This window comes from Oceanisphaera litoralis (assembly GCF_016907015.1).
Classification (GTDB): Bacteria; Pseudomonadota; Gammaproteobacteria; order Enterobacterales; family Aeromonadaceae; genus Oceanimonas; species Oceanimonas litoralis.
Map to the genome: position 1 here is coordinate 211,208 of NZ_JAFBBE010000001.1, position 21,350 is coordinate 232,557.

General features: G+C 56.4%; 20 protein-coding genes and 1 other RNA gene. 10 read left to right on the plus strand and 11 right to left on the minus strand.

The genetic code is table 11. The annotated features are described in order from the left end of the window. Positions 1-150: 150 nt before the first annotated feature. From greA to grpE, 4 genes are all read right to left on the minus strand, one after another. Positions 151-627, minus strand: coding sequence for a transcription elongation factor GreA (greA, locus tag HNR62_RS00990; RefSeq protein WP_204794223.1), 477 nt, complete (start codon positions 625-627; stop codon positions 151-153). A 123-nt stretch (positions 628-750) separates the two neighbouring features. Beyond that, positions 751-1,884 carry a molecular chaperone DnaJ gene (gene dnaJ / locus HNR62_RS00995; protein WP_204794224.1) on the minus strand — a complete coding sequence of 378 codons (1,134 nt, stop codon included), beginning with the start codon at positions 1,882-1,884 and terminating at the stop codon, positions 751-753. A 92-nt stretch (positions 1,885-1,976) separates the two neighbouring features. Next, on the minus strand, positions 1,977-3,902 hold the full coding sequence (gene dnaK / locus HNR62_RS01000) for a molecular chaperone DnaK (protein ID WP_204794225.1): 1,926 nt from the start codon (positions 3,900-3,902) through the stop codon (positions 1,977-1,979). Between the two features lie 136 nt (positions 3,903-4,038). Continuing rightward, complete coding sequence (grpE, locus tag HNR62_RS01005) at positions 4,039-4,647, minus strand: nucleotide exchange factor GrpE (RefSeq protein ID WP_204794226.1); 609 nt, start codon at positions 4,645-4,647, stop codon at positions 4,039-4,041. Between the two features lie 185 nt (positions 4,648-4,832). Between grpE and nadK the strand changes: the two genes are divergently transcribed. Both nadK and recN read left to right on the plus strand, forming a co-directional pair. Then, entirely contained in the window at positions 4,833-5,717 is an 885-nt protein-coding gene (nadK, locus tag HNR62_RS01010) for an NAD(+) kinase (protein WP_204794227.1), read from the plus strand. Positions 5,718-5,878: 161 nt separating this feature from the next. After that, positions 5,879-7,543, plus strand: coding sequence for a DNA repair protein RecN (gene recN / locus HNR62_RS01015; protein WP_204794228.1), 1,665 nt, complete (start codon positions 5,879-5,881; stop codon positions 7,541-7,543). Between the two features lie 183 nt (positions 7,544-7,726). On the opposite strand, the gene udp is transcribed toward recN, so the two are convergent. After that, a complete protein-coding gene (gene udp / locus HNR62_RS01020; RefSeq protein WP_204794229.1) occupies positions 7,727-8,485 on the minus strand; it encodes a uridine phosphorylase in 759 nt (252 codons plus the stop codon). A gap of 199 nt (positions 8,486-8,684) precedes the next feature. Here udp and HNR62_RS01025 point away from each other — a divergent pair, with 199 nt between their 5' ends. Continuing rightward, positions 8,685-9,023, plus strand: a complete 339-nt coding sequence (locus HNR62_RS01025) for an outer membrane protein assembly factor BamE (protein WP_204794230.1) — start codon at positions 8,685-8,687, stop codon at positions 9,021-9,023. Between the two features lie 38 nt (positions 9,024-9,061). Here HNR62_RS01025 and HNR62_RS01030 read toward each other — a convergent pair whose 3' ends face one another. Both HNR62_RS01030 and HNR62_RS01035 read right to left on the minus strand, forming a co-directional pair. Continuing rightward, the gene (locus HNR62_RS01030; protein ID WP_420827133.1) at positions 9,062-9,343 is read right to left on the minus strand and encodes an RnfH family protein; all 282 of its coding nucleotides are present in this window, start codon (positions 9,341-9,343) and stop codon (positions 9,062-9,064) included. Between the two features lie 40 nt (positions 9,344-9,383). After that, positions 9,384-9,833: an SRPBCC family protein gene (locus HNR62_RS01035; RefSeq protein ID WP_204794232.1), complete on the minus strand. Its 450-nt coding sequence runs from the start codon at positions 9,831-9,833 to the stop codon at positions 9,384-9,386. 136 nt (positions 9,834-9,969) lie between these two features. On the opposite strand from HNR62_RS01035, the gene smpB reads away from it, so the two are divergent. The 7 genes from smpB to HNR62_RS01070 all read left to right on the plus strand — a co-directional run bounded on the left by smpB (position 9,970) and on the right by HNR62_RS01070 (position 16,176). Beyond that, on the plus strand, positions 9,970-10,455 hold the full coding sequence (smpB, locus tag HNR62_RS01040) for an SsrA-binding protein SmpB (RefSeq protein ID WP_204794233.1): 486 nt from the start codon (positions 9,970-9,972) through the stop codon (positions 10,453-10,455). 42 nt (positions 10,456-10,497) lie between these two features. Next, positions 10,498-10,857: a transfer-messenger RNA gene (gene ssrA, locus HNR62_RS01045) on the plus strand. A gap of 392 nt (positions 10,858-11,249) precedes the next feature. Continuing rightward, on the plus strand, positions 11,250-12,149 hold the full coding sequence (locus HNR62_RS01050; protein WP_204794234.1) for a restriction endonuclease: 900 nt from the start codon (positions 11,250-11,252) through the stop codon (positions 12,147-12,149). 337 nt (positions 12,150-12,486) lie between these two features. Further along, positions 12,487-12,963, plus strand: coding sequence for a DUF2335 domain-containing protein (locus HNR62_RS01055; protein ID WP_204794235.1), 477 nt, complete (start codon positions 12,487-12,489; stop codon positions 12,961-12,963). 560 nt (positions 12,964-13,523) lie between these two features. Beyond that, positions 13,524-14,546 (plus strand): DUF2817 domain-containing protein, encoded by a 1,023-nt coding sequence (locus tag HNR62_RS01060; RefSeq protein WP_204794236.1) that lies wholly within the window; start codon positions 13,524-13,526, stop codon positions 14,544-14,546. Beyond that, the gene (locus tag HNR62_RS01065) at positions 14,525-15,355 is read left to right on the plus strand and encodes an alpha/beta fold hydrolase (protein WP_204794237.1); all 831 of its coding nucleotides are present in this window, start codon (positions 14,525-14,527) and stop codon (positions 15,353-15,355) included. Before HNR62_RS01060 ends, HNR62_RS01065 begins: the two co-directional genes overlap by 22 nt. A 215-nt stretch (positions 15,356-15,570) precedes the next feature. Then, positions 15,571-16,176 (plus strand): Yip1 family protein, encoded by a 606-nt coding sequence (locus HNR62_RS01070; RefSeq protein ID WP_204794238.1) that lies wholly within the window; start codon positions 15,571-15,573, stop codon positions 16,174-16,176. An 82-nt stretch (positions 16,177-16,258) separates the two neighbouring features. Here HNR62_RS01070 and purF read toward each other — a convergent pair whose 3' ends face one another. From purF to HNR62_RS01090, 4 genes are all read right to left on the minus strand, one after another. Then, positions 16,259-17,779, minus strand: coding sequence for an amidophosphoribosyltransferase (purF, locus tag HNR62_RS01075; protein WP_204794239.1), 1,521 nt, complete (start codon positions 17,777-17,779; stop codon positions 16,259-16,261). Positions 17,780-17,799: 20 nt separating this feature from the next. Beyond that, positions 17,800-18,288, minus strand: coding sequence for a CvpA family protein (locus tag HNR62_RS01080; protein ID WP_204794258.1), 489 nt, complete (start codon positions 18,286-18,288; stop codon positions 17,800-17,802). A gap of 322 nt (positions 18,289-18,610) precedes the next feature. Continuing rightward, on the minus strand, positions 18,611-19,909 hold the full coding sequence (gene serS / locus HNR62_RS01085) for a serine--tRNA ligase (RefSeq protein ID WP_204794240.1): 1,299 nt from the start codon (positions 19,907-19,909) through the stop codon (positions 18,611-18,613). A 97-nt stretch (positions 19,910-20,006) separates the two neighbouring features. Beyond that, on the minus strand, positions 20,007-21,332 hold the full coding sequence (locus tag HNR62_RS01090; RefSeq protein WP_204794241.1) for a replication-associated recombination protein A: 1,326 nt from the start codon (positions 21,330-21,332) through the stop codon (positions 20,007-20,009). Between the last annotated feature and the right edge of the window lie 18 nt (positions 21,333-21,350).

Below are 21,350 nucleotides of genomic sequence, written 5' to 3' on the forward strand. Positions count from 1 at the left end.
GCCGTCCAGCCCGTCCTGTGGCCGGCCACTGGCGGCGGAAATAAACGCGCTGTCTGCCAATAGCATAACAGATAAGCAAAAGGCAGGAGCATGGCTCCTGCCTTTGTTTTGGGCCCTGATGGCCGGGCGTCGTTATCGTTACGCCGTGTATTACAGGTACTGGACCTTGATCACTTCGTACTCGACTTCGCCGGCCGGTGTTTTAACCACAGCCACATCGTCCACTTCCTTGCCGATCAGCGCACGGGCAATGGGCGAGTTGACCGAAATCATGTTGGCCTTGATGTCCGACTCGTCATCACCCACGATGCGATAGGTGATTTCCTTTTCGTCATCCACCTTGAACAGGTCTACGGTGGCACCGAAAATCACCTTGCCGGTATTCGGCAGCTTGGTGATATCGATGATTTGAGCATTGGACAGCTTGGCCTCAATCTCCTGGATACGACCCTCGCAGAAACCCTGCTGTTCACGCGCGGCGTGATACTCCGCATTTTCCTTCAGATCGCCGTGTTCTCGGGCATCGGCGATGGCTGCAATGATTTGCGGGCGCAGAACCGACTTCAGGTGATCCAGTTCTTCACGCAGTTTCTGCGCACCGCGGACGGTCATCGGTGTTTGCTTCATAGTAGAAACCCGGTTCCTTTCAGACAATAAAACAACAAGAGCCCTGCCGGAAACCGGCACAGGGCTCGTATCATAAACAATACCGTTTCAGCCATTTCAGGCTGCCAGACTAATACAGCCGGCTTAACGGGTCAAATCATCGAAGAAGCGTTTCACCCCTTCGAAAAAGCCTTCCGTCTTGGGTCTGTGTTTCTTGGCCGCCAGACCGCCACAGGAGTCTTCCAGCTGACGCAACAGCTCTTTCTGCTCTTCGGTCAGGCTGACCGGCGTCTCGATATACACCTTGCACACCAGGTCGCCCATCTGACCGCTACGGGCCGAACGCACGCCCTTGCCCTTCAGGCGGAACAGACGACCGGTCTGGGTTTCTGCCGGGATCTTGAGCTTGACCCGACCATCCAGCGTCGGCACTTCCACCTCTCCGCCCAGGGCGGCGGCGGTAAAGCCGATCGGCACCTCGCAAAAGAGATTATTGCCGTCGCGCACAAATATTTCATGGTCGCGCACATGCATCTGTACATACAGGTCACCCGCCGGCGCGCCGGATTCACCGGCTTCGCCTTCACCAGACAGGCGAATGCGATCACCGGTGTCGACACCCGCCGGGATCTTGACCGACAGCGTCTTGGTTTTCTGGTAACGGCCTTCACCGTGACACTTGTGGCAGGGATCCGTGATGATCTTGCCCTGACCCCGGCAGGTGGGACAAGGCTGCTGCACGGTGAAGAACCCCTGACGCATCTGTACCTGACCATGACCATGACAGGTCTGACAGGTCTTGGCCTGGGTGCCGGCTTTGGCACCGCTGCCGTCGCAGGCGTCACAACCGACCAGGGTTGGCACCTTGATCTCTTTGGTCACGCCCCGCACGGCTTCTTCCAGGGTCAGCTCCATGTTGTAGCGCAAGTCCGAACCACGGGCGGCACGCTGCTGACGACGCTGACCGCCACCGAAGATATCACCGAAGACATCGCCAAAAATATCACCGAAGTCGGCACCGCCGCCACCAAAGCCGTGACCGCCCTGCTGGCCGTTCACGCCATCGTGACCAAACTGATCATAGGCGGCCCGCTTCTGGGCGTCGGTCAGCACTTCGTAAGCCTCGGTGGCTTCCTTGAACTTGTCGCCGGCGTCGGCATCGGTCTTGTTACGGTCGGGATGATATTTCATCGCCATCCGCTTGTAGGCTTTCTTTATCTCGCGCTCGTCGGCTCCCTTGGAAACCCCGAGCACTTCATAATAATCTCGTTTCGACATAGGCTGATTGCTTACCTGAGTCCTGTTCACACAAAGGCGGGCGTTGGAGTCCCAACGCCCGCCACTGGCAGCGTTAATACGCTGGGGTTAGCTTACTTTTTGTCGTCTTTGACTTCTTCGAACTCGGCATCGACCACATCGTCATCGGCCTTGCCGGAAGTACCCTGCGGCTGGGCACCCGCCTCGGACGCATCGGCCTGAGCCTTGGCCTGAGCCACTTCCATCAGCTTCTGGGACGCTTCCATCAGCGCCTGCTGCTTGGCTTCGATCTCGGCCTTGTCTTCACCGCGAACAGCCGTTTCCAGTGCGCTCAGGGCAGACTCGATGGCGCTCTTGTCGTCGGCGGCCAGGGCATCACCGGCTTCTTCCAGCTGTTTGCGGGTGGCGTGCACCAGGCCATCGGCCTGGTTACGGGCCTGTACCAGCTCCTCGAACTTCTTGTCGTCGGCGGCATTGGCTTCGGCGGCACGCACCATGGCTTCGATCTCTTCCTCGCTCAGACCGGAAGAAGCCTGAATGGTGATCTTCTGCTCTTTGCCGGTGTCCTTGTCTTTCGCAGACACGTGCAGGATGCCGTCGGCATCGATATCGAAGGTCACTTCGATCTGCGGCAGGCCGCGCGGTGCCGGACGAATACCTTCCAGGTTGAACTGACCCAGCGACTTGTTGTCACCGGAGCGCTTGCGTTCACCCTGCAGCACGTGAATGGTCACGGCAGCTTGATTGTCGTCGGCGGTGGAGAACACCTGAGACTTCTTGGTCGGAATCGTGGTGTTCTTCTCGATCAGCGCCGTCATCACGCCGCCCATGGTTTCGATACCCAGTGACAGCGGGGTCACGTCCAGCAGCAGTACGTCTTTCTTGTCGCCGGACAGTACGGCACCCTGAATGGCGGCACCCACGGCCACGGCTTCATCCGGGTTCACGTCTTTGCGCGGCTCCTGACCGAAGAAGTCACTGACGGCCTTCTGCACCAGCGGCATACGGGTCTGACCGCCCACCAGGATCACATCGTCGATATCGGATACGGACAGACCGGCATCTTTCAGTGCGGTGCGTACCGGATCCAGTGACTTCTTGACCATGTCTTCTACCAGCGACTCCAGCTTGGCGCGGGTCAGCTTGATGTTCAGGTGCTTGGGACCGGTCGCATCGGCGGTGATATAAGGCAGGTTCACCTCGGTCTGCTGGGCGGAAGACAGCTCGCACTTGGCTTTTTCGGCCGCTTCTTTCAGACGCTGCAGCGCCAGCATGTCGTTACGCAGGTCGAAGTTCTGCTCGCGCTTGAACTCTTCCACCAGGTAGGTGATCAGGCGGTTATCGAAGTCTTCACCACCCAGGTGGGTATCACCGTTGGTCGCCAGTACCTCGAAGGTCTTTTCGCCATCCATGTCATCGATTTCGATGATGGAGATATCGAAGGTACCACCACCCAGATCGTATACCGCAACCTTGCGGTCACCCTGTGCCTTGTTCACCCCATAGGCAAACGCAGCAGCCGTCGGCTCGTTGATGATGCGCTTGACGTCCAGGCCGGCGATACGACCGGCATCTTTGGTGGCCTGGCGCTGGGCATCGTTGAAGTAGGCGGGAACGGTAATCACCGCTTCGGTCACCGCTTCACCCAGATAGTCTTCGGCGGTTTTCTTCATCTTTTTCAGCACTTCGGCAGAAATCTGCGGCGGCGCCATTTTCTTGTCTTTGGCTTGAACCCAGGCATCACCGTTATCGGAATTGATGATTTTGAACGGCATGATCTTGATGTCACGCTGTACTTCTTCATCTTCGAAGCGACGGCCGATCAGACGCTTGATGGCAAACAGGGTGTTGTGCGGATTGGTCACCGCCTGACGCTTGGCCGGCTGACCGACCAGGGTCTCACCGTCATCGGTATAGGCGATGATGGAGGGAGTAGTACGAGTACCTTCGGCGTTTTCTATTACCCGAGGGGTATCCCCGTCCAGAATAGCAACACAAGAGTTGGTGGTACCCAGATCAATACCGATGATTCTACCCATAACTTCCTCTCTCAATATCTTGAATTCAATCGTAAGCGTTTGGTGTTTTGCTTTAGAGCCTATATGTGGTTTCCACTCGCGGCTTTCAAGACACACATCACATTTTTTTTAGGCCAAAGCCCATATTCGGTTCGCATTAAGCCTGAGTATCGATGGCCGGCCCCTTGGCCACCATGACCATGGCGGGGCGCAGCACCCGACCGTTCAACTCATAGCCTTTCATCATGACGGCCAGCACCGAATTGGGCGCTACCTCGGCACTTTCCACCATGCTCATGGCCTGATGCTTGTTCGGATCGAAGGCTTCCCCCTGGGGATCGATGGGCAGCACGCCAAACTTTTCAACCGTGCTCAGCAAGGATTTCAGGGTCAGCTCCACGCCTTCCATCACCGACGCAAAGGCGTTGTCTTCCTTATCGGTATGCTCCAGCGCGCGTTCCAGGCTATCGATCACCGGCAGCAGTTCGCCGGCAAATTTTTCCAGCGCGAACTTCTGTGCTTTTTCTACATCCTGTGCCGCACGGCGGCGCAGGTTTTCCATTTCGGCCAGGGCACGCAAGGCGTTGTCTTTCTCGGCCTGGGCGCTGGCAGTGGCCTCGGCCAGCTGTTGCTCCAGCCCGGCGACATAAGCGGCATCCGGTTGGGTCGGCTCGGGGCCGGCGCCTGCTTCGGTCTCTACCGTCAGCGGTTCCTGCTCGGCGGCCTGTTCCGTGTCAACCTGATCCTGATGTTGTTTTTTGCTCATGTTGTCTCCCGTATATGTTTACCAGCTTGCAGCCTATATGGGGGCTCTGGATCAGAATTCAAGAGAATATTTTGACGATAGCGGTCACGTCGGTGGCACACCGCCACCGGGTTATTTAGAATGGGGCCATTAATCGGTCAGGGAATAAATGACCGCATTGCCTACTCAGTCAGGTCGATATATCAATGGAAACCGAATTCAATACCATAGCCCTGATCGGCAAGCCCGATCACGAAGGCGCCAACCAGACGCTGGTGGCACTGTATAATCATATTGTCAGCCTGGGTCTCAGGGTGGTGATTGAACGCAGGGTGGGCGAACAACTGCGCCTGGACCAGGCCGAATTGCTGGAAATGGTCGAACTGGGTGAACGGGCCGATCTGGCCATTGTGGTGGGTGGCGATGGCAACATGCTGGGGGCCGCCCGGGTGCTGGCCCGCTTTGATGTGGCCGTGGTCGGCGTGAACCGCGGTAACCTCGGCTTTTTGACCGACTTGTCACCGGACAGTTTTGAACAGCCACTCGAACGCCTGCTGGCCGGCGACTACCAGGCCGAGCAGCGCTTTCTGCTGGAAACCCAGGTGCACCGTCATGGCCAGCTCAAGGCCAGCAATACCGCCATGAACGAAGCGGTACTGCACCCGGGCAAGATTGCCCACATGATCGAATTCGAGGTCTATATCAACGGCCACTTCATGTACAGTCAGCGCGCCGATGGCATGATAGTCGCGACGCCCACCGGCTCCACCGCCTATTCGCTGTCTGCCGGCGGCCCCATAGTGACCCCAAATCTCAACGCCATTACCCTGGTGCCCATGTTTCCTCATACCCTGAGCTGCCGCCCCATCGTCATCGATGCCGACTCTCAGGTTAAACTGGTGTTGTCGCCCAACAACAAGACCGAGCAGATGCTGATCAGCTGTGATGGCCATGTCTCGCTGGCGGTGCAGCCCGGTGACGAGATCCACATCAACAAGAGTCCCTACAAGCTGAAGCTGCTCCATCCCCGTGGCCATAATTACTTTGAAGTGCTGCGCAGCAAACTCGGCTGGGGCAGCAAGCTGTTTTAACTCCGTTAGGGATGAGGGGTGAAGGGTGAGGGGTGAGGAGTAAAACCGGACTCACCTCACTACTCACTCTTTACGCCTCACCTGCTCCCGCCTCTTGAACTGTATAAAACAACAGTATACTGTATTCCCATACAGCATCTTTTTTGTTGCGGGGAATCACCATGTTGCTTCAGCTCACCATCAGCAATTTTGCCATTGTTTCCTTTCTGGAGCTGGACTTGCGTCCGGGCATGACCAGCATTACCGGCGAAACCGGCGCCGGTAAATCCATCGCCATCGATGCCCTCGCCCTGGCACTGGGCGACCGGGCCGATGCCGACTCGGTACGTCCCGGTGCCGACAAGGCCGACATCAGCGCCCGCTTTCGCATCGACAAGCTTCCCCGGGTCAAGGCCTGGCTGCGCGAGCAGGAGCTGGATGAGCAGGGCGAATGTATTCTACGCCGTACCCTGAGCCGCGAAGGACGCTCTCGCGGCTATATCAACGGCACCCCGGTTCCCCTGTCTCAACTCAAGGCCCTCGGTGCCTTGCTTATCAATATTCATGGCCAGCACGCCCACCAGGCATTGCAAAAATCCGACTACCAGCGCGGCCTGCTCGATGCCTATGCCGGCCATCATCAGCTGATGCAGCAAGTCGGCAAGCAATATCAGCAATGGCGCCAGCTCAGCAACGAACGCAAGCAGTTGCAAAGCGAGCAGGCCCAGTGGCAGGCCCAGCGCCAACTGCTGGAATACCAGGTGGCCGAGCTGGACGAGCTGGCCCTGGCCGAGGATGAATTCCCGACCCTGGAAGCCGAGCACAAGCGTCTGGCCAACGGGGCCGAGCTGCTCAACGACTGTCAGCTGGCCCTTAATGTGCTGGCCGACGGCGAAGAGACCAACGCCTTGCAGTTACTACGCCAGGGGCTGAAGGTATTGATTGAACTCAACCAGATGGATAACCGGCTCGGCCCGGTGCAGGAAATGATAGAAAGCAGCCTGATCCAGCTGGAAGAAGGTCACGGTGAACTGAGCCGGTATCTGGACAGGCTGGAGCTGGATCCGGAACGGCTGCATGAAGTGGAATCGCGACTCGGCAAGGTAATGGAACTGTCCCGCAAGCACCACGTACAGCCGGTTGCACTGCATGACTTTCATCGGGAGATCAAAACCCGGCTGGCCGCGATGGACCATAGCGACAGCCGCCTGCAGGAGCTGGATGACGAAGTCGAACAAGCCAAGGACCTGTTTCTGCAGGCGGCCGAACGGCTCAGCCAGAGCCGTCAGCGCTATGCCCAGTCCTTGAATCAGCAGATCACCTTGAGCCTGCATCAACTGAGCATGGAGCACGGTCGCTTTGAAATTACCGTGACCGCTGATAACGGGGCGGGTTATTCCCCGCTGGGTATCGACCGGGTCGAATTTCTGGTCAGCACCAACCCGGGCCAGCCCATGAGCCCATTGGCCAAGGTGGCCTCGGGGGGCGAACTGTCGCGTATCAGCCTGGCCATTCAGGTGATCACCGCCCAGAAGGTCGAAACGCCGACGCTTATCTTCGACGAGGTGGATGTGGGGGTCAGCGGCCCGACCGCGGCTGTGGTCGGCAAACTGCTGCGCCAGCTCGGCGACTCTACCCAGGTGCTGGTGATCACCCACCTGCCCCAGGTGGCCGGCAATGGCCATCAGCATTATTTTGTCAGCAAAGACAGCGCCGACAACGACACCCAGACCCGCATGCAGGAACTGGATGAGCACAGCCGGCTGCAGGAACTGGCCCGTCTGCTGGGCGGCAACAAAATCACCGCCAACACCCTGGCCAACGCCCGTGAGCTGCTGGTTAGTTGAACGCCGGAAGCGTGAGGTGTGAGGTGTGAGGTGTGAGGTGTGAGGTGTGAGGTGTGAGGTGTGAGGTGTGAGGCGTGAGGTGTGAGGTGTGAGGTGTGAAATTGCAGGCTCGAATATATTCGAGCCTGCAAAAAGTGTTTCTTTACTGTCAGCTTATCGCTTGCGACTTAACATTGTCTTTCGTCATACCAGGCGGCGAGCCGCCCCGATAACGATATCAATAGCCTGTTGCTCGGCCGCTTGCAGGGTGACCTCGTCGGGAATCTCCTGTTGGGTACGGTTGACGATCACCCCGGCAACGCACGCCGCCTTCAGCCCCTGGCTGGAACACATGGTAAAGAGGGTGGCCGATTCCATTTCGTAATTCAGCACCCCCATGCCCTGCCATTCTTTCATGCTGCCCTGAAATTTGCGCAACATACGGGCAGAATAGGTATCGTAACGCTCCTGGCCGGGGTAGAAGGTATCCGACGAGGCGGTGATCCCGACATGGGGTGCAATACCCAGATCCCGAGCCGAATCAACCAGTGCACAGGTACAATCAAAATCGGCGACCGCCGGAAACTCCATGGGGGCAAAATGGCTGCTGGCACCATCCAGACGGACCGAGGCCTGGGTCACTATCATGTCGCCGACATTGATATGACTCTGAATCGCGCCGGTGGTCCCGATACGCAGGAAGGTCCTTACCCCCAGCTGGGCCAGTTCTTCCACCGCAATGGAAGTGGAAGGCCCACCGATACCGGTAGAGCAAACCACCACCGGCTTGCCGTCCAGCTCTCCGAGCCATGACGTGAATTCCCGCTTGCTGGCCAGATGCCGGGCATTTTCCAGCTGGCTGGCAATACGCCCTACCCGCTCCGGATCCCCCGGAATAATGGCAAGCGTTGCGCCTTGCAGATCCTCATCGGTTATCCCTAAGTGAAAAACGTGCTTTGCCATTGTCTTACTCCCGAAGAAAGCGTTAAAAACGAAGATGATAGGACAGTGGCTACCGAATGACCATCGCCGGCAACACTGAACCTATGGCCTGTTGGCGGGTCAGACCTCTGTCATCGGAAACTTGAGAGGGTGCCGGCTTTTACAAGCCCATCGTCAGCGGCTATCATGCCCAACAAGTCACACAGGATATAATGCAGCCATGCAACTCAAAACCTTGATTTTACCCTTGTTATTCTCTCTTCCTCTGGCCGGTTGCGGCCTGGTTTACAAGGTCGACATTCCCCAGGGAAACTACATTGAAGCCAAGCAGGTTGCCCAACTGCGCCAGGGTATGAGCCAGGAACAGGTCCGTTTTCTGCTGGGTAATCCCATGAGCCTGGATGGCTTCAACCATGACCGCTGGGTATATCTTTATTACCTGAAACCGGGCCGTGGTGAAGTGGAACAAAAGCAGCTGATCCTGGACTTTACCAATGATGCACTGATCTCGATCGCCGGAGACTATCAGACTCCCGCTGCCTTCGAACAGGGCCTTTGACAGACCCGCAGGCCCTGCGGTGTGAACCGCATGGCCTGTTATTTTTTGGCTCTCTTCGGATCAGGCCGGCCACCGGTCACCTTGTCCGCCCTCCCTTCTTCCTTGGCTTGCTCGGCACGACGCCGCCTGATTTCCTTGGGATCGGCCAATAGAGGACGATAGATTTCAATTCTGTCGCCATCGTGCAAACCTTGATCCAGTTTAACCTGCCGCCCGAACACGCCGACCATATTGTTATCCAGATTAATCTCGGGATATTGCTGCAGCATACCGGATTGCTCGATGACCTGTCTGACGCTATCCCCCGCCGATACTTTCATGCTCAGCACCGTCTGCTGCTGTGGCAGCGCATACACTATTTCAACCCGAATAAGATTCACGACCGTATACCTCTCTAGCCCGCTCACTGAAGGAATGCACCATGGCATTGGCCAGTTCCTTGAATACACCGCCAAACGCCATTTCTACCAGGCGGGAGGTAAATTCGAAGTGCAGCTTCAACTCGACCTTGCAGGCATCGACATCCAGCGGCGTGAAGGACCAGCCCCCACTGAGGGACTTGAACGGGCCATCTACCAGCTCCATACTGATATGCCGATGAGGCTTGAGTTCATTGCGCGTGGTAAAGGTCTTGCGAATTCCCACCTTGGCCACCTCCAACGCCGCCGTGATGGACGTGTCCGACTCGGATACAATACGACTGGCCACGCATCCGGGCAAAAACTGCGGGTACGAGTCGACATCGTTCACCAATTCATACATCTGTTGTGCGCTGAACATCACCAACGCACTGCGGGTAATACTGGGCATAACCTCTCCTGGCAGCAGAACGGCCTGATTTTAACATTAATCCAGGCCGGGCTCACCGTCACTATCGTACGAAAAACAAGCAGTTGCCGTATCGGCAATTCCAAACCTACGGCAGGGCCCGTATAATGACGTCACTATGACAAAAAACAAAGCCAAGAAAAAAGTCGGTTCCAGCACCATCGCCCTCAACAAGAAGGCGAGACACGAATACTTCGTAGAAGAAAAATACGAAGTCGGGCTGGAACTGCAAGGATGGGAAGTAAAATCGATGCGTGCCGGCAAGGTAGACATCGGTGATGCTTACGTATTCATGAGAAACGGTGAAGCCTTTTTATTTGCCGCCACCATAGTGCCTCTCAACGTAGCCTCCACTCATGTGGTGTGTGACCCACATCGCTCTCGCAAGCTGCTGATGAAGCGGCGCGAGCTTGATCGCCTGTCCGGCCTGCTTGAGCGCGAAGGTTATACCCTGGTGCCCCTGGCGCTTTACTGGTCCAAGTCCTGGGTGAAGGCCGAAATCGGTCTGGTGAAAGGCAAAAAGCACCACGACAAACGCCAGGACGTGAAGGAACGCGACTGGAAGCGGGAAAAAGACCGTATGATGAAGCATAAAAATCGCTAACACTTGTGATTTGGCAGTAATTGCCATACCATAAGGTTACTTGGGGCTGATTCTGGATTCGACGAGATTCTCGAACTCCTAGGTGCATGCCGAGGTGCGATAGGCCTCGTTAAAAAATCGCAAAAAAATAGTCGCAAACGACGAAAACTACGCACTAGCAGCTTAATAACCTGATAGAGCCCTTCTACCCTAGCTTGTCTGTGACTTAGGGAATTGGAAGGTCATCCTTCACAGAATCGCGTGGATGCCGTGCCTAACGGTTGAAGCGTTAAAACCAATTTAGGCTAGTCATTTTGTGGCGTGTCTGTCCGCAGCAGGTGGCGAATTCAATGACTGACTAAGCATGTAGTACCGACGACGTAGGTTTTTCGGACGCGGGTTCAAATCCCGCCAGCTCCACCAATCGATTGGAAAGGCCCCTAACGGGGCCTTTTTCGTTTAATATCAGGCGGTTACGAACCTGCGTCCCTGCCAATCTTGAGCCAAAATCACGTTAAGTATCCCATCGGTATCCCACTGTGACAACCCGCCCTTCCACCGTATCTCACCCACTAGCTTCCTTCTTGCACTAATCACCGGCAGCCTGTCCGGCCACTACTCCCGCCATAGCAGAACTGATAGCCAAACATGGGATAGCAACTCCGAACAACACTTGCATGACTAAGACTCATGCCCAAATTGGACTCGTTGGGGTATATTCAACTTCAAGCTTTCTCAAATACCCTATACGACATTACCGTTGCTGTTTTTTGCGTTTTTCGGTTAGCACTTTCATCACTGATTAGGACATGATAATGGCAAGAAGACGCAGGCAGTCCCTCATCGAAGACATGATCGACATTGCAGCCAAGTTGCCCTGGTGGCTAAGCCTACTGCTTGCGATCATCAGCTACCTGATCCTCGAACACTTTGCCGCTGGGCCTTTCGAAGTAGAAGTCACTCCGGGTTCCACTGTGCCTGCCAATCTGACTGAGCTGATGCTTCGGCCATTCTTCATGGCTATGCAGTTCTTTATTCCGCTGGCGTTCACCTTTGGGGCTGGTCTTTCTGCCATCAAGGCTCTCAAAGGACGCAGCCTTGCCCAAAAGTATATTTCCATCTCACTTCAACAACCCAGAACCGGATCAACAGCCAAGCCAACCGATGATATGAGCTGGCAGCAGTTTGAACTGCTGGTGGGACAAGCGTTCCGGCAGCAGGGTTATCGAGTCATAGATGGTGGTGAGGCAGGTGCAGACGGTGGTGTAGATGTTCATCTGAAAAAAGATGGTCTGACTTACTTCGTGCAGTGCAAGCACTGGAAGGCGAAGAGCGTGGGTGTGTCCGTGGTGCGGGAACTGTATGGCGTTATCGCTGGCGCTGGAGCAGAAGGAGGCTTTGTCGTCACCTCCGGGAATTTTACGGAAGAGGCCGAAGCGTTTGCCAGAGATAAACGCATCAGCCTGCTCGATGGCAAGGCACTGGATGATATGCTGCTGCACGCGAAGATATCTCTGGCCGAAGGCGCACTGAGAGCTTCCCAGCACACCGCGACAGCCGTGACAGTCCCGCCAGCCACTACAACACCAACAGTAAGCTGCCCCAGCTGCTCATCTTCCATGGTGAGGCGTAAAGCCCGACGAGGTGCCAATGCAGGCCAGGAGTTCTGGGGCTGCTCACAGTTTCCCAAATGCCGGGGAACACGCTCAATATAGAAGCACCAACTTATGACGTCAGCAAACAGCTACGCCTCATAGCAAGAAGCAACATTTTTGCCGTGATTTTCATCACAGTAGGCCGCCACACCTACCCTCGGCCAACATCTGTGCAATCCTTTATACTATGTTATCATCACGATAACTTGACGAGCACAACAGGGAGGCATCATGCGTTACAAGCGTAGAGCATTAAAAGCTGTTGGTTCAATTTTGGATATTGCCCCGAAAGGCCAATACCGCCGTAGGTTTGTAGTCGTTACGTCCGACACATCACGGCTAGCAAACGACTGGTCTGCCATTGGTAGCGATCTCAAAAATGCCATAGAGAAATACAATGAACAAAGTAGAGACGAGCGAAGCGCAATCGAATCCGTCTGACCTATCCACTCCCAGCCTGGATGAAAAGCAGATTGAAGGGGAGCTACTTCAGCATCCAGAGATACTTGAGCGGTTACTGAACAAACCAGAATTCCAAGCTGTCGTTCGCAAGGAGGTCTTCTCGGGGCCTCTACCGCCGCCTAAGGTTTTAGCTGGTTATGACAAGATTGTTGATGGCGCTGCTGAGCGCATTCTTGCCATGGCGGAAAAAGAGCAAAACCACAGGCACAGCATAGATCGCTCGGCCATTGAGGGCGAGATCAGCAAGGACAAACGTGGGCAGAGGTACGGCTTCGCAATAGCGATATTCTTCGGTATTGCCGCCTTGATTCTTGGTTTAACGGGCCAGCCGTGGCTTGGAGGCATACTCGGCACTGTAGATCTAGTTGCACTTGTGACCGTGTTTGTTCTTGGCCATCGTAAAGAAGAGTAACTCTGTATGTCGCATGGGAATGGGGAAATTTCAATCCGCCCCAGTCTTCAGAGAAGGCAGATTTTTGGCAAATGTTCAATCGGTCTTGCTTGCTCCAGCGTCGGTTAGTATCATCCCCTTCAGATGTACGGAACCCCATACAAAACTCACTGGCTTGCTCATGTAAGTCCTTGATATATCGTATTGGTCAAGAGATGGCAGCGAACTCCGCCAGCTCCACCAATCGATTGGAAAGGCCCCGCAAGGGGCTTTTTTATTGGGTAATCAACAGGTTAAAAAGCATTAGCAAGGCCTGAAATACTGTAAAAATCCCTTACTGTCACCCTAACTGTCACCCCTGTGCAACGACAGCAGTGCTCAGCCTCGCTCTATACTCTACTGCGTATCCTTCGGTTTTCCATCGCCGGCATCTTGCCTCTGCTCTGTCACATACTGACCTGACCCTCTCCAATTCACTATGCTGGCAGTGTTTCGGCTACACAGCGTCTACAGGCTACCCACTCAAAACGTCATAGGTTATCGCCTACACTAGAGCTTATTATGCAGCTGGCGGAGACTTCATGGCGCTGCAGCTACCTTATATACTGCCCGAACTCAATGAACTGGCCCGCCTTGCTCAGGATGCCGGTGCTTATGCCCGGCTGGAGACGCTGGGCCTAGTCCATTACCGCAACCATGAACTCCCGCTGCAATTACTACAACTCGGCAGTCGGTCAAAACATGCCCCTGTGCTGGCATTATTTGGCGGTGTGCACGGTATTGAGCGAATCGGCACCGAGGTGGTGCTCGCTTATTTGCACTCCCTGGTTGCCAGCTTATGCTGGTCCAGCCTGACCCACCGCTTGCTGGAACGGGTCAGCCTGGTATTTATGCCGGTGGTTAATCCTGTCGGTATGTTGCGGGCTACCCGCTGCAACGGAAACGGAGTGGATTTAATGCGTAACAGTCCGGTCAACGCCACCGACAAGGTTCGCTGGCCTCTGGGGGGGCAGCGCCTGAGCCGGCATTTTCCCTGGTATCGGGGAGATCAGCTGGAACCGGAAGCCAGGGCGCTCTGTCTGGCCGTAGAGCGTCACCTGAGCGGTCGCCCCCTGGCGCTTGCACTGGACTGCCATTCCGGCTACGGCTATCGGGATCGACTCTGGTTTCCCTTCGCCGGCAGCAAAAGCGCACCTCCCCATCTGGCCGAGATCATGGCCCTGCGCGCCCTTTTTTTAAACACCTACCCCCATCACAGTTATTACGATATCGAGCCGCAGTGGCTGCATTACCTGACCCATGGCGATCTCTGGGATCACCTTATCCTGCAACATCAACCGCAGCCCGGACGCTTGCTGTCCTTTACCCTGGAAATGGGCTCCTGGCTGTGGATACGTAAAAATCCGGTACAACTGCTTCGGCTCTCCGGTCTGTTCAATCCGCAGAAACCCCATCGTCACCAGCGGATACTACGCCGTCACCTGATCCTGTTCGACTTTCTGGCTCGGTCAGTGGAAAGCCATGCACTCTGGCTGCCCGACCGCAGCCAGAGCGAACGGCTACTGCAGGAAGCTCAGTCCCTTTGGTTCAAGCAACCGGCATAGGCGACACCATGACCCACACGCCACCAGAGCCGGGCCGAGCCAACCGCTGGATATGCCTGCGCGGCCTGATGCGAGAACAACGCCACTGGGGGGACTTTCCCGATCTGTTCCGACGGCGGTTTCCACAAGACACCCTGATACCGGCGGATTTACCCGGTTTCGGTACCGAGTATGGCAGCCGCAGTCCTGCAACCATCGAAGGCATCACCGAGCGACTGCGGCAACGATACCAGTCGAGATTACAGCAACAACCTGTCTATCTGTTGGCGCTGTCACTGGGTGGCATGGTAGCCATTGACTGGGCCAGTCGTTATCCGCAGCAAATCGCCGGTGTCGTGCTGATGAACAGCAGCCTGAGCGGCTTCAGTCCTTTTTATCGGCGGCTGTCTCCTGCCGTCTGGCTGCCCCTGTTGAAGTTGCTGTCGTGGCCACGCCATCCATGGCATCAGGAGGCCACTATTCTCACACTGACCAGCCATCTTCATCCTGATGCTCCCGAACTGCTGGAACACTGGGTACATTATGCCCGCCAATACCCGGCACGCCGGCTCGATATATTACGCCAGCTACTGGCTGCGCTGCGCTATCGCGCACCGAGACGGCGTCCTCCCGTTCCCATGTTGCTGCTCGGCGGACAACAAGACCGGCTGGTCAGTCCCTCTTGCAGTGAAGCCATCGCCACTCGCTGGCAGCTACCCTTGTACCGCCACACGCTTGCCGGTCACGATCTGACCCTGGATGCGGGTGACTGGGTCTGCGAGCAAATCGCAGCCTGGCTGAATGGAGCCTTATCTTCAACCGCTGGCTGAATGGTGCTCTCGGCTGCAAACCTGTGGTTATTACGTAGACAAACTTGACGACTGTGAGTCTCTGGCCAATAACTAGTTAGAGGAAAACACGGGCATGGCCCGTTTTACTCTTGTTCGGCCATTGTTCAGCTACTGCTCAGCCACTGTTCGGCTACCTGGAAGGAGCCGTTTGGCAGGAGTTGTTTGGCGCTAGAGCTATTTAAGGGGATCACGCTATGATTTTAAACCATATATGGGGTCTTTATGCGCACCCCAAAGAAGAGTGGCATACCATAGACCACCACCACGAAAGCCTGAGCTACAGCCTGGTACACCTGATGTTTATCGCCCTGATACCCTCGGTATGTGCCTATATCTCCGCCACCATGATTGGCTGGAACTTCGGATCCAGTACCAGCAGCACCATCATGCTGACCACCGAGAGTGCCCTTGTGATGTCGATCGGTATGTACTTCACCCTGATCGGCGGTGTCTTTGCTCTCTCTTATCTGACATTCTGGATGGCCAAAACCTTCGGTGCCAATCCGAGCTTTACCCAAAGCATGGAACTTGCCGCCTATACCGCCACCCCTCTGTTCATGACCGGATTGGCCCTGTTTTATCCCGAGCCTATCTTTCTGATGATGGTGGGGCTGGCGGGGCTGAGCTATTCGGTCTACCTGCTGTATTCCGGCGTACCCATCATCATGCATATTCCCGAAGAACGCGGTTTTATCTACGCCAGCTCGGTGGTGACCTGTGGCCTGGTGCTGCTGGTGTGCATCATGGTCGGCTCCGTTATCGTCTGGAGCCTCGGCTTAGGGCCCATTTACACCCACTGAATCATGTTATTGCCGCATTGAAAAAGGGGTCCGCAGACCCCTTTTTTGTGCTTTCTTTTTTGTGCTTTATTGCCGGTCGTTATTACGACTGACCTTCGTTATAGATTTCCAGATGACTGCTGTCGAGGCTGTCATTCTGCTTGCTATTGTCGTTACGCAACGCATTCAGTTCATCCAGATAGGCCTGGTTCACGTCCTGAGTCACGTACTCACCGGTAAACACCGAGGTCTCGAAACGGCGCAGTTCCGGGTTGAAGTGACGTACCGCATCTTCCAGATCTTCCAGTTCCTGGTAGATAAGGCCGTCGGCACCAATCAGCTGACAGATTTCTTCCACTTCCCGGCCGTAAGCAATCAGCTCGTTCACGGATGGCATATCGATGCCATAAACGTTGGGGAAGCGAATTTCGGGGGCGGCGGAAGCAAAATATACCTTCTTGGCACCCGCATCCCGCGCCATCTGAATAATCTGCTCGGAGGTGGTGCCGCGTACGATGGAATCATCTACCAGCAGCACATTCTTGCCGGCAAATTCCGACGGAATGGCATTGAGCTTGCGGCGCACCGATTGCCGACGTTGCTGCTGGCCGGGCATGATGAAGGTACGACCTATGTAGCGGTTCTTCACAAAACCCTGACGATAAGGCAGTTGCAGGTTGTGGGCAATTTCCAGCGCTATGTCACAGGAGGTTTCGGGAATCGGGATCACCACGTCGATGTCCAGGTCTTCCCACTCCCGGGCAATTTTGGCACCCAGTTTCTGACCCATGCGAACCCGGGCCCCATAGACAGATACCTTGTCGATAAAAGAGTCGGGGCGCGCAAAATACACATATTCAAAGATACAGGAGTGGTACTGCGGCTCGGCGGCACATTGCTGGCTGAACAGCTCGCCCTGTTTGGTGATATATACAGCTTCACCCGGAGCCACGTCACGGATCAGGCTGAAGCCCACCGCATCCAGTGCCACGCTTTCGGACGCCACCATATATTCGGTGCTGCCGTCTTCGGCTTCACGCTTGCCCAGTACCAGCGGACGAATACCATTAGGATCCCGAAATGCCAGCATGCCATTGCCGATAATGACCGCCACGGCAGCGTAAGCACCCCGCACCTGTTCATGTACCTTGCTCACGGCAGCAAACACATGGCCCGGCTCGAGGTGCAGGGTTTGCGTCTGTTGGTCCAGCTCATGCGCCAGCACGTTCAGCAGCACCTCGGAGTCGGAAGTGGTATTGATATGGCGGCGTGCCACCCGGAATTGTTCTTCTTTCAGCTCCCGGGCATTGGTCAGGTTGCCGTTGTGGGCCAGGGCAATACCGAACGGTGAGTTCACGTAAAAAGGCTGCGCCTGGGCCACGCTGCTGCTGCCGGCGGTGGGATAACGCACATGGCCGATCCCCACGTTTCCGCTCAAACGCTCCATATGACGCTCTTCAAACACGTCCCGTACCAGACCATTGGCCTTGCGCTGGCGTAAGGTATCCCCCGAAATGGTAACGATACCGGCCGCATCCTGGCCTCTGTGTTGCAGTACCGTCAGGCCGTCATACAGCGCCTGATTTACCGGGGTCGTACCTTGAATACCGACAATCCCACACATGTCCTAATTTCCTCAATTCATTATGGCTTGGGGGGTAAAAAGCTGGATGAATTTTGCACCAGGCTGAAAAACCACTGGATCACGATACCAAACTCCGGGATCAACCGGGATTCGCGCCACCACACACTCTGCGAGAAGGCGGTCATGGTATCGATAAATAACAGCAGGGCCGCCACGATAAGCACGCCCCGCACAGCCCCGAAACAGACGCCCAGTACCCGGTCGGTACCAGAAAGCCCGGTTTTGGTCACCAGTTCACCGATAACGTAATTAATCAGTGCGCCCAGAATCAGGGTTAATACAAACAGGATGGCAATGGATGCACCATTGCGGAATAAGGGATCGGAGATCTCGAGATGAACAGCCAGATCGGCGTAAAAACGACTGGCAACGAAAAAAGCGGCCAACCAGGTAGCCAGCGACATTGCCTCTTTCACAAATCCCCTGACCAGGCTGATGAGTGCAGAAAGGCCGATAATGCCGAGAATTACGTAGTCTATCCAAACCATCATGTAGTGCCGGGAACCTCTTGAATGCCGCGCATTCTACCAAAGGAGGGCGGCAAAAGGCGAAGAAAAAGCGGATAAATTTCATTCAATATGAAACTAACTGCTGTCGGAGTATCCCGTAAACAAGCAAGCCGGGGCATGGCCCCGGCTTGTTTAATACCAATTCCGTTAAAGACGTGATCAGTTGCTGATAACAATACTGCGTTTAACGTCCAGTCATACCGGGCTTGACCGGTATCTTCCTGCAGGAGATCCTGACGTTCGTCAGGATGACGGCCTGAGCACATGCTTAATCCGATTGGTATAACTCAGCTCATCAGACTCAGCCGATGAACTTCAGGCCGCCCATATAAGGCTGCAGGATCTCGGGCACCGCGATGCGGCCATCGGCCTGCTGGTAGTTTTCCAGCACCGCCACCAGGGTACGGCCCACCGCCAGGCCGGAGCCGTTAAGGGTGTGCAGCAGCTGGGGTTTGCCATCGGCACCCCGTACCCGCGCCTGCATCCGACGGGCCTGGAAGTCGCCACAGTTGGACACAGACGAAATTTCCCGGTAGGTGTTCTGGGCCGGCAGCCACACTTCCAGATCGTAGGTCTTGGCGGCACCAAAGCCCATGTCGCCGGTGCACAGGGCCATTACCCGGTAGGGCAGATTCAGGCCCTGCAGGACTTTCTCGGCGTGGCCGACCATCTCTTCCAGGGTATCCCAGGCGTGATCCGGGTGAACCAGCTGCACCATTTCCACCTTGTCGAACTGATGCATGCGCACCAGGCCGCGGGTATCCCGACCATAGGAACCCGCTTCGGAGCGGAAGCAGGGAGTATGGGCGGTGAATTTCAGCGGCAGTTCCTTGGCATCGAAAATCTCGTCCCGGCCGATGTTGGTCAGCGGCACCTCCGAGGTGGGGATCAGCGAGAAACGGCGGGTCTTGCCTTCTTCGTCCCCTTCGCCCTCGATGGCGGTGTGGAACAGATCGGCAGAAAACTTGGGCAGCTGGCCGGTGCCGTACAGGCTGTCGCTGTTCACCAGATAAGGCACATAGCATTCGATGTAGCCGTGCTCGTTGGTGTGCAAATCCAGCATGTACTGCGCCAGGGCCCGGTGCATGCGGGCAATCTGCCCCTGCATGATCACGAAGCGGGAGCCGGATATCTTGACCGCGCCCTTGAAGTCCAGACCGGCCAGGGCTTCGCCCAGCGCCACATGGTCGAGTGGTTCAAAATCGAAGGCGGTGGGCTCACCCCAGACGCGAACCTGCAGGTTGTCGTCTTCGTTTTTACCGACCGGCACCGACTCGTGCGGCAGGTTGGGAATGGCGGCACAGAAGGCTTCAATCTCGCTCAGCAACCGATCCAGCTCGACCTTGCAACCGTCCAGCTCGTCGTTAATGGCCGTCACCGCCGCCTTCAGCGGGGCTATGTCTTCACCATTGCGCGCCGCCTGGCCGATGGCCTTGGAGCGGGCATTACGTTCGGCCTGCAGTTCCTGAGTGCGGGATTGCAGAGACTTCCGCTTGTCTTCGAGGCTGTTGAACAAGGCGATATCGAGTGTAAAGCCACGGCTTTCCAGTCGTGCCGCCGTGTCGGCGATATCGCCGCGCAGGTATTTGGAGTCCAGCATGAGTTACCTTATTTTATGCTTGTACTGCGTGTCACACGCAGGGTCGGAAGTCACTAAATCGTCGTCAAGTTTACCAGCTTAGCGGGGGGGGAGCCAACTAGCCACCGGCCTGCTCGTCGAGGCTTTTCAGGTAATCGAGCTTGGCCCCGAGCTTCTGCTCGAAGCCCCGCTCGCTGGGCTCGTAATAACGTCGTTGTGCCAACGCCTCCGGCAGATACACTTCGCCGGCGGCATAGGCACCCGGCTCGTGGTGGGCGTATCGATATTCGGCGCCGTGGCCCAGCTCTTTCATCAGTCTGGTCGGCGCGTTGCGCAAATGTACCGGCACCTCATAGTCGGGCAGCTCGCGGGCATCCTTCAGCGCCGCCTTCCAGGCGGTGTAGAGTGCATTGCTCTTGGGCGCACAGGCGAGATAGACAATGGCCTGGGCAATGGCACGCTCCCCTTCCGCCGGACCGACCCGGGTAAAACAATCCCAGGCGGCCAGCGCCACCTCCATCGCCCTGGGGTCGGCCAGACCGACATCTTCCGAGGCGATGGCCAGCAGACGACGGGCGATATAGAGCGGATCGCAGCCGGCACTGATCATGCGCGCATACCAGTACAGGCCGGCGTCCGGGTTGGAGCCGCGAATCGACTTGTGTACCGCCGAAATCAGGTCGTAATAGAGATCACCCTGGTTATCGAAGCGGGCCAGCCGCTCACCGGTCACCTCCGCCAGCAGCACCTTGTCGATACGGCGCTCCCCTTCATGCTGCTCGGCCATGTCTGCCAGCAGTTCCAGATAATTCAGCGCCTTGCGCCCATCGCCGTCCACCAGCTCGGCCAGCGCCCGTTGCACCCCCTCGGCCAGTGCTATGCCCTGCCCGGCCAGCCCGCGTTCGTCGGTCAGCGCCTGGGCAATCATCTGCTCTATGTCTGCCGGCTCCAGTCGCTTGAGCAGATAGACCCGGGCCCGTGACAGCAAGGCGTTGTTCAGCTCGAAAGAAGGGTTTTCGGTGGTGGCGCCGATAAAGGTCACGGTGCCATCCTCGATATGAGGCAGAAAGGCATCCTGCTGGGATTTGTTGAAGCGGTGTACCTCGTCCACAAACAGTATGGTGCGCCGACCGGCCAGCTTGTGCTCCCGCGCCCGCTCGATGGCGGCGCGGATTTCCTTGACCCCGGAGGTCACCGCCGATACCCGCTCGACCTGGGCATCACAGTAGTGAGCAATCAGCTCGGCCAGGGTGGTCTTGCCGGTGCCCGGCGGCCCCCACAGTATCATGGAATGACAGTGGCCGGCTTCCAGTGCCCGGCGCAGCGGCTTGCCCGGCCCCAGAATATGCGCCTGACCCAGGTATTGCTCCAGCCGCTGAGGCCTCATCCGTGCCGCCAGCGGGCGAAAGTCGTCCTGTTCAAAGTCCAGACTCAGGGTGCTCATGTCATTTCATCCCCATAA

Coding starts and splice junctions, on each gene's coding strand:
- HNR62_RS01050 (WP_204794234.1), top strand. CDS start 11,250: ATGGCAAGAAGACGCAGGCAGTCCCTCATCGAAGACATGATCGACATT.
- nadK (WP_204794227.1), top strand. CDS start 4,833: ATGGAAACCGAATTCAATACCATAGCCCTGATCGGCAAGCCCGATCAC.
- HNR62_RS01080 (WP_204794258.1), bottom strand. CDS start 18,288: ATGGTTTGGATAGACTACGTAATTCTCGGCATTATCGGCCTTTCTGCA.
- HNR62_RS01055 (WP_204794235.1), top strand. CDS start 12,487: ATGAACAAAGTAGAGACGAGCGAAGCGCAATCGAATCCGTCTGACCTA.
- HNR62_RS01090 (WP_204794241.1), bottom strand. CDS start 21,332: ATGAGCACCCTGAGTCTGGACTTTGAACAGGACGACTTTCGCCCGCTG.
- HNR62_RS01025 (WP_204794230.1), top strand. CDS start 8,685: ATGCAACTCAAAACCTTGATTTTACCCTTGTTATTCTCTCTTCCTCTG.
- HNR62_RS01030 (WP_420827133.1), bottom strand. CDS start 9,343: ATGAAAGTATCGGCGGGGGATAGCGTCAGACAGGTCATCGAGCAATCC.
- serS (WP_204794240.1), bottom strand. CDS start 19,909: ATGCTGGACTCCAAATACCTGCGCGGCGATATCGCCGACACGGCGGCA.
- udp (WP_204794229.1), bottom strand. CDS start 8,485: ATGGCAAAGCACGTTTTTCACTTAGGGATAACCGATGAGGATCTGCAA.
- grpE (WP_204794226.1), bottom strand. CDS start 4,647: ATGAGCAAAAAACAACATCAGGATCAGGTTGACACGGAACAGGCCGCC.
- HNR62_RS01060 (WP_204794236.1), top strand. CDS start 13,524: ATGGCGCTGCAGCTACCTTATATACTGCCCGAACTCAATGAACTGGCC.
- HNR62_RS01070 (WP_204794238.1), top strand. CDS start 15,571: ATGATTTTAAACCATATATGGGGTCTTTATGCGCACCCCAAAGAAGAG.
- greA (WP_204794223.1), bottom strand. CDS start 627: ATGAAGCAAACACCGATGACCGTCCGCGGTGCGCAGAAACTGCGTGAA.
- purF (WP_204794239.1), bottom strand. CDS start 17,779: ATGTGTGGGATTGTCGGTATTCAAGGTACGACCCCGGTAAATCAGGCG.
- recN (WP_204794228.1), top strand. CDS start 5,879: ATGTTGCTTCAGCTCACCATCAGCAATTTTGCCATTGTTTCCTTTCTG.
- dnaJ (WP_204794224.1), bottom strand. CDS start 1,884: ATGTCGAAACGAGATTATTATGAAGTGCTCGGGGTTTCCAAGGGAGCC.
- smpB (WP_204794233.1), top strand. CDS start 9,970: ATGACAAAAAACAAAGCCAAGAAAAAAGTCGGTTCCAGCACCATCGCC.
- HNR62_RS01035 (WP_204794232.1), bottom strand. CDS start 9,833: ATGCCCAGTATTACCCGCAGTGCGTTGGTGATGTTCAGCGCACAACAG.
- dnaK (WP_204794225.1), bottom strand. CDS start 3,902: ATGGGTAGAATCATCGGTATTGATCTGGGTACCACCAACTCTTGTGTT.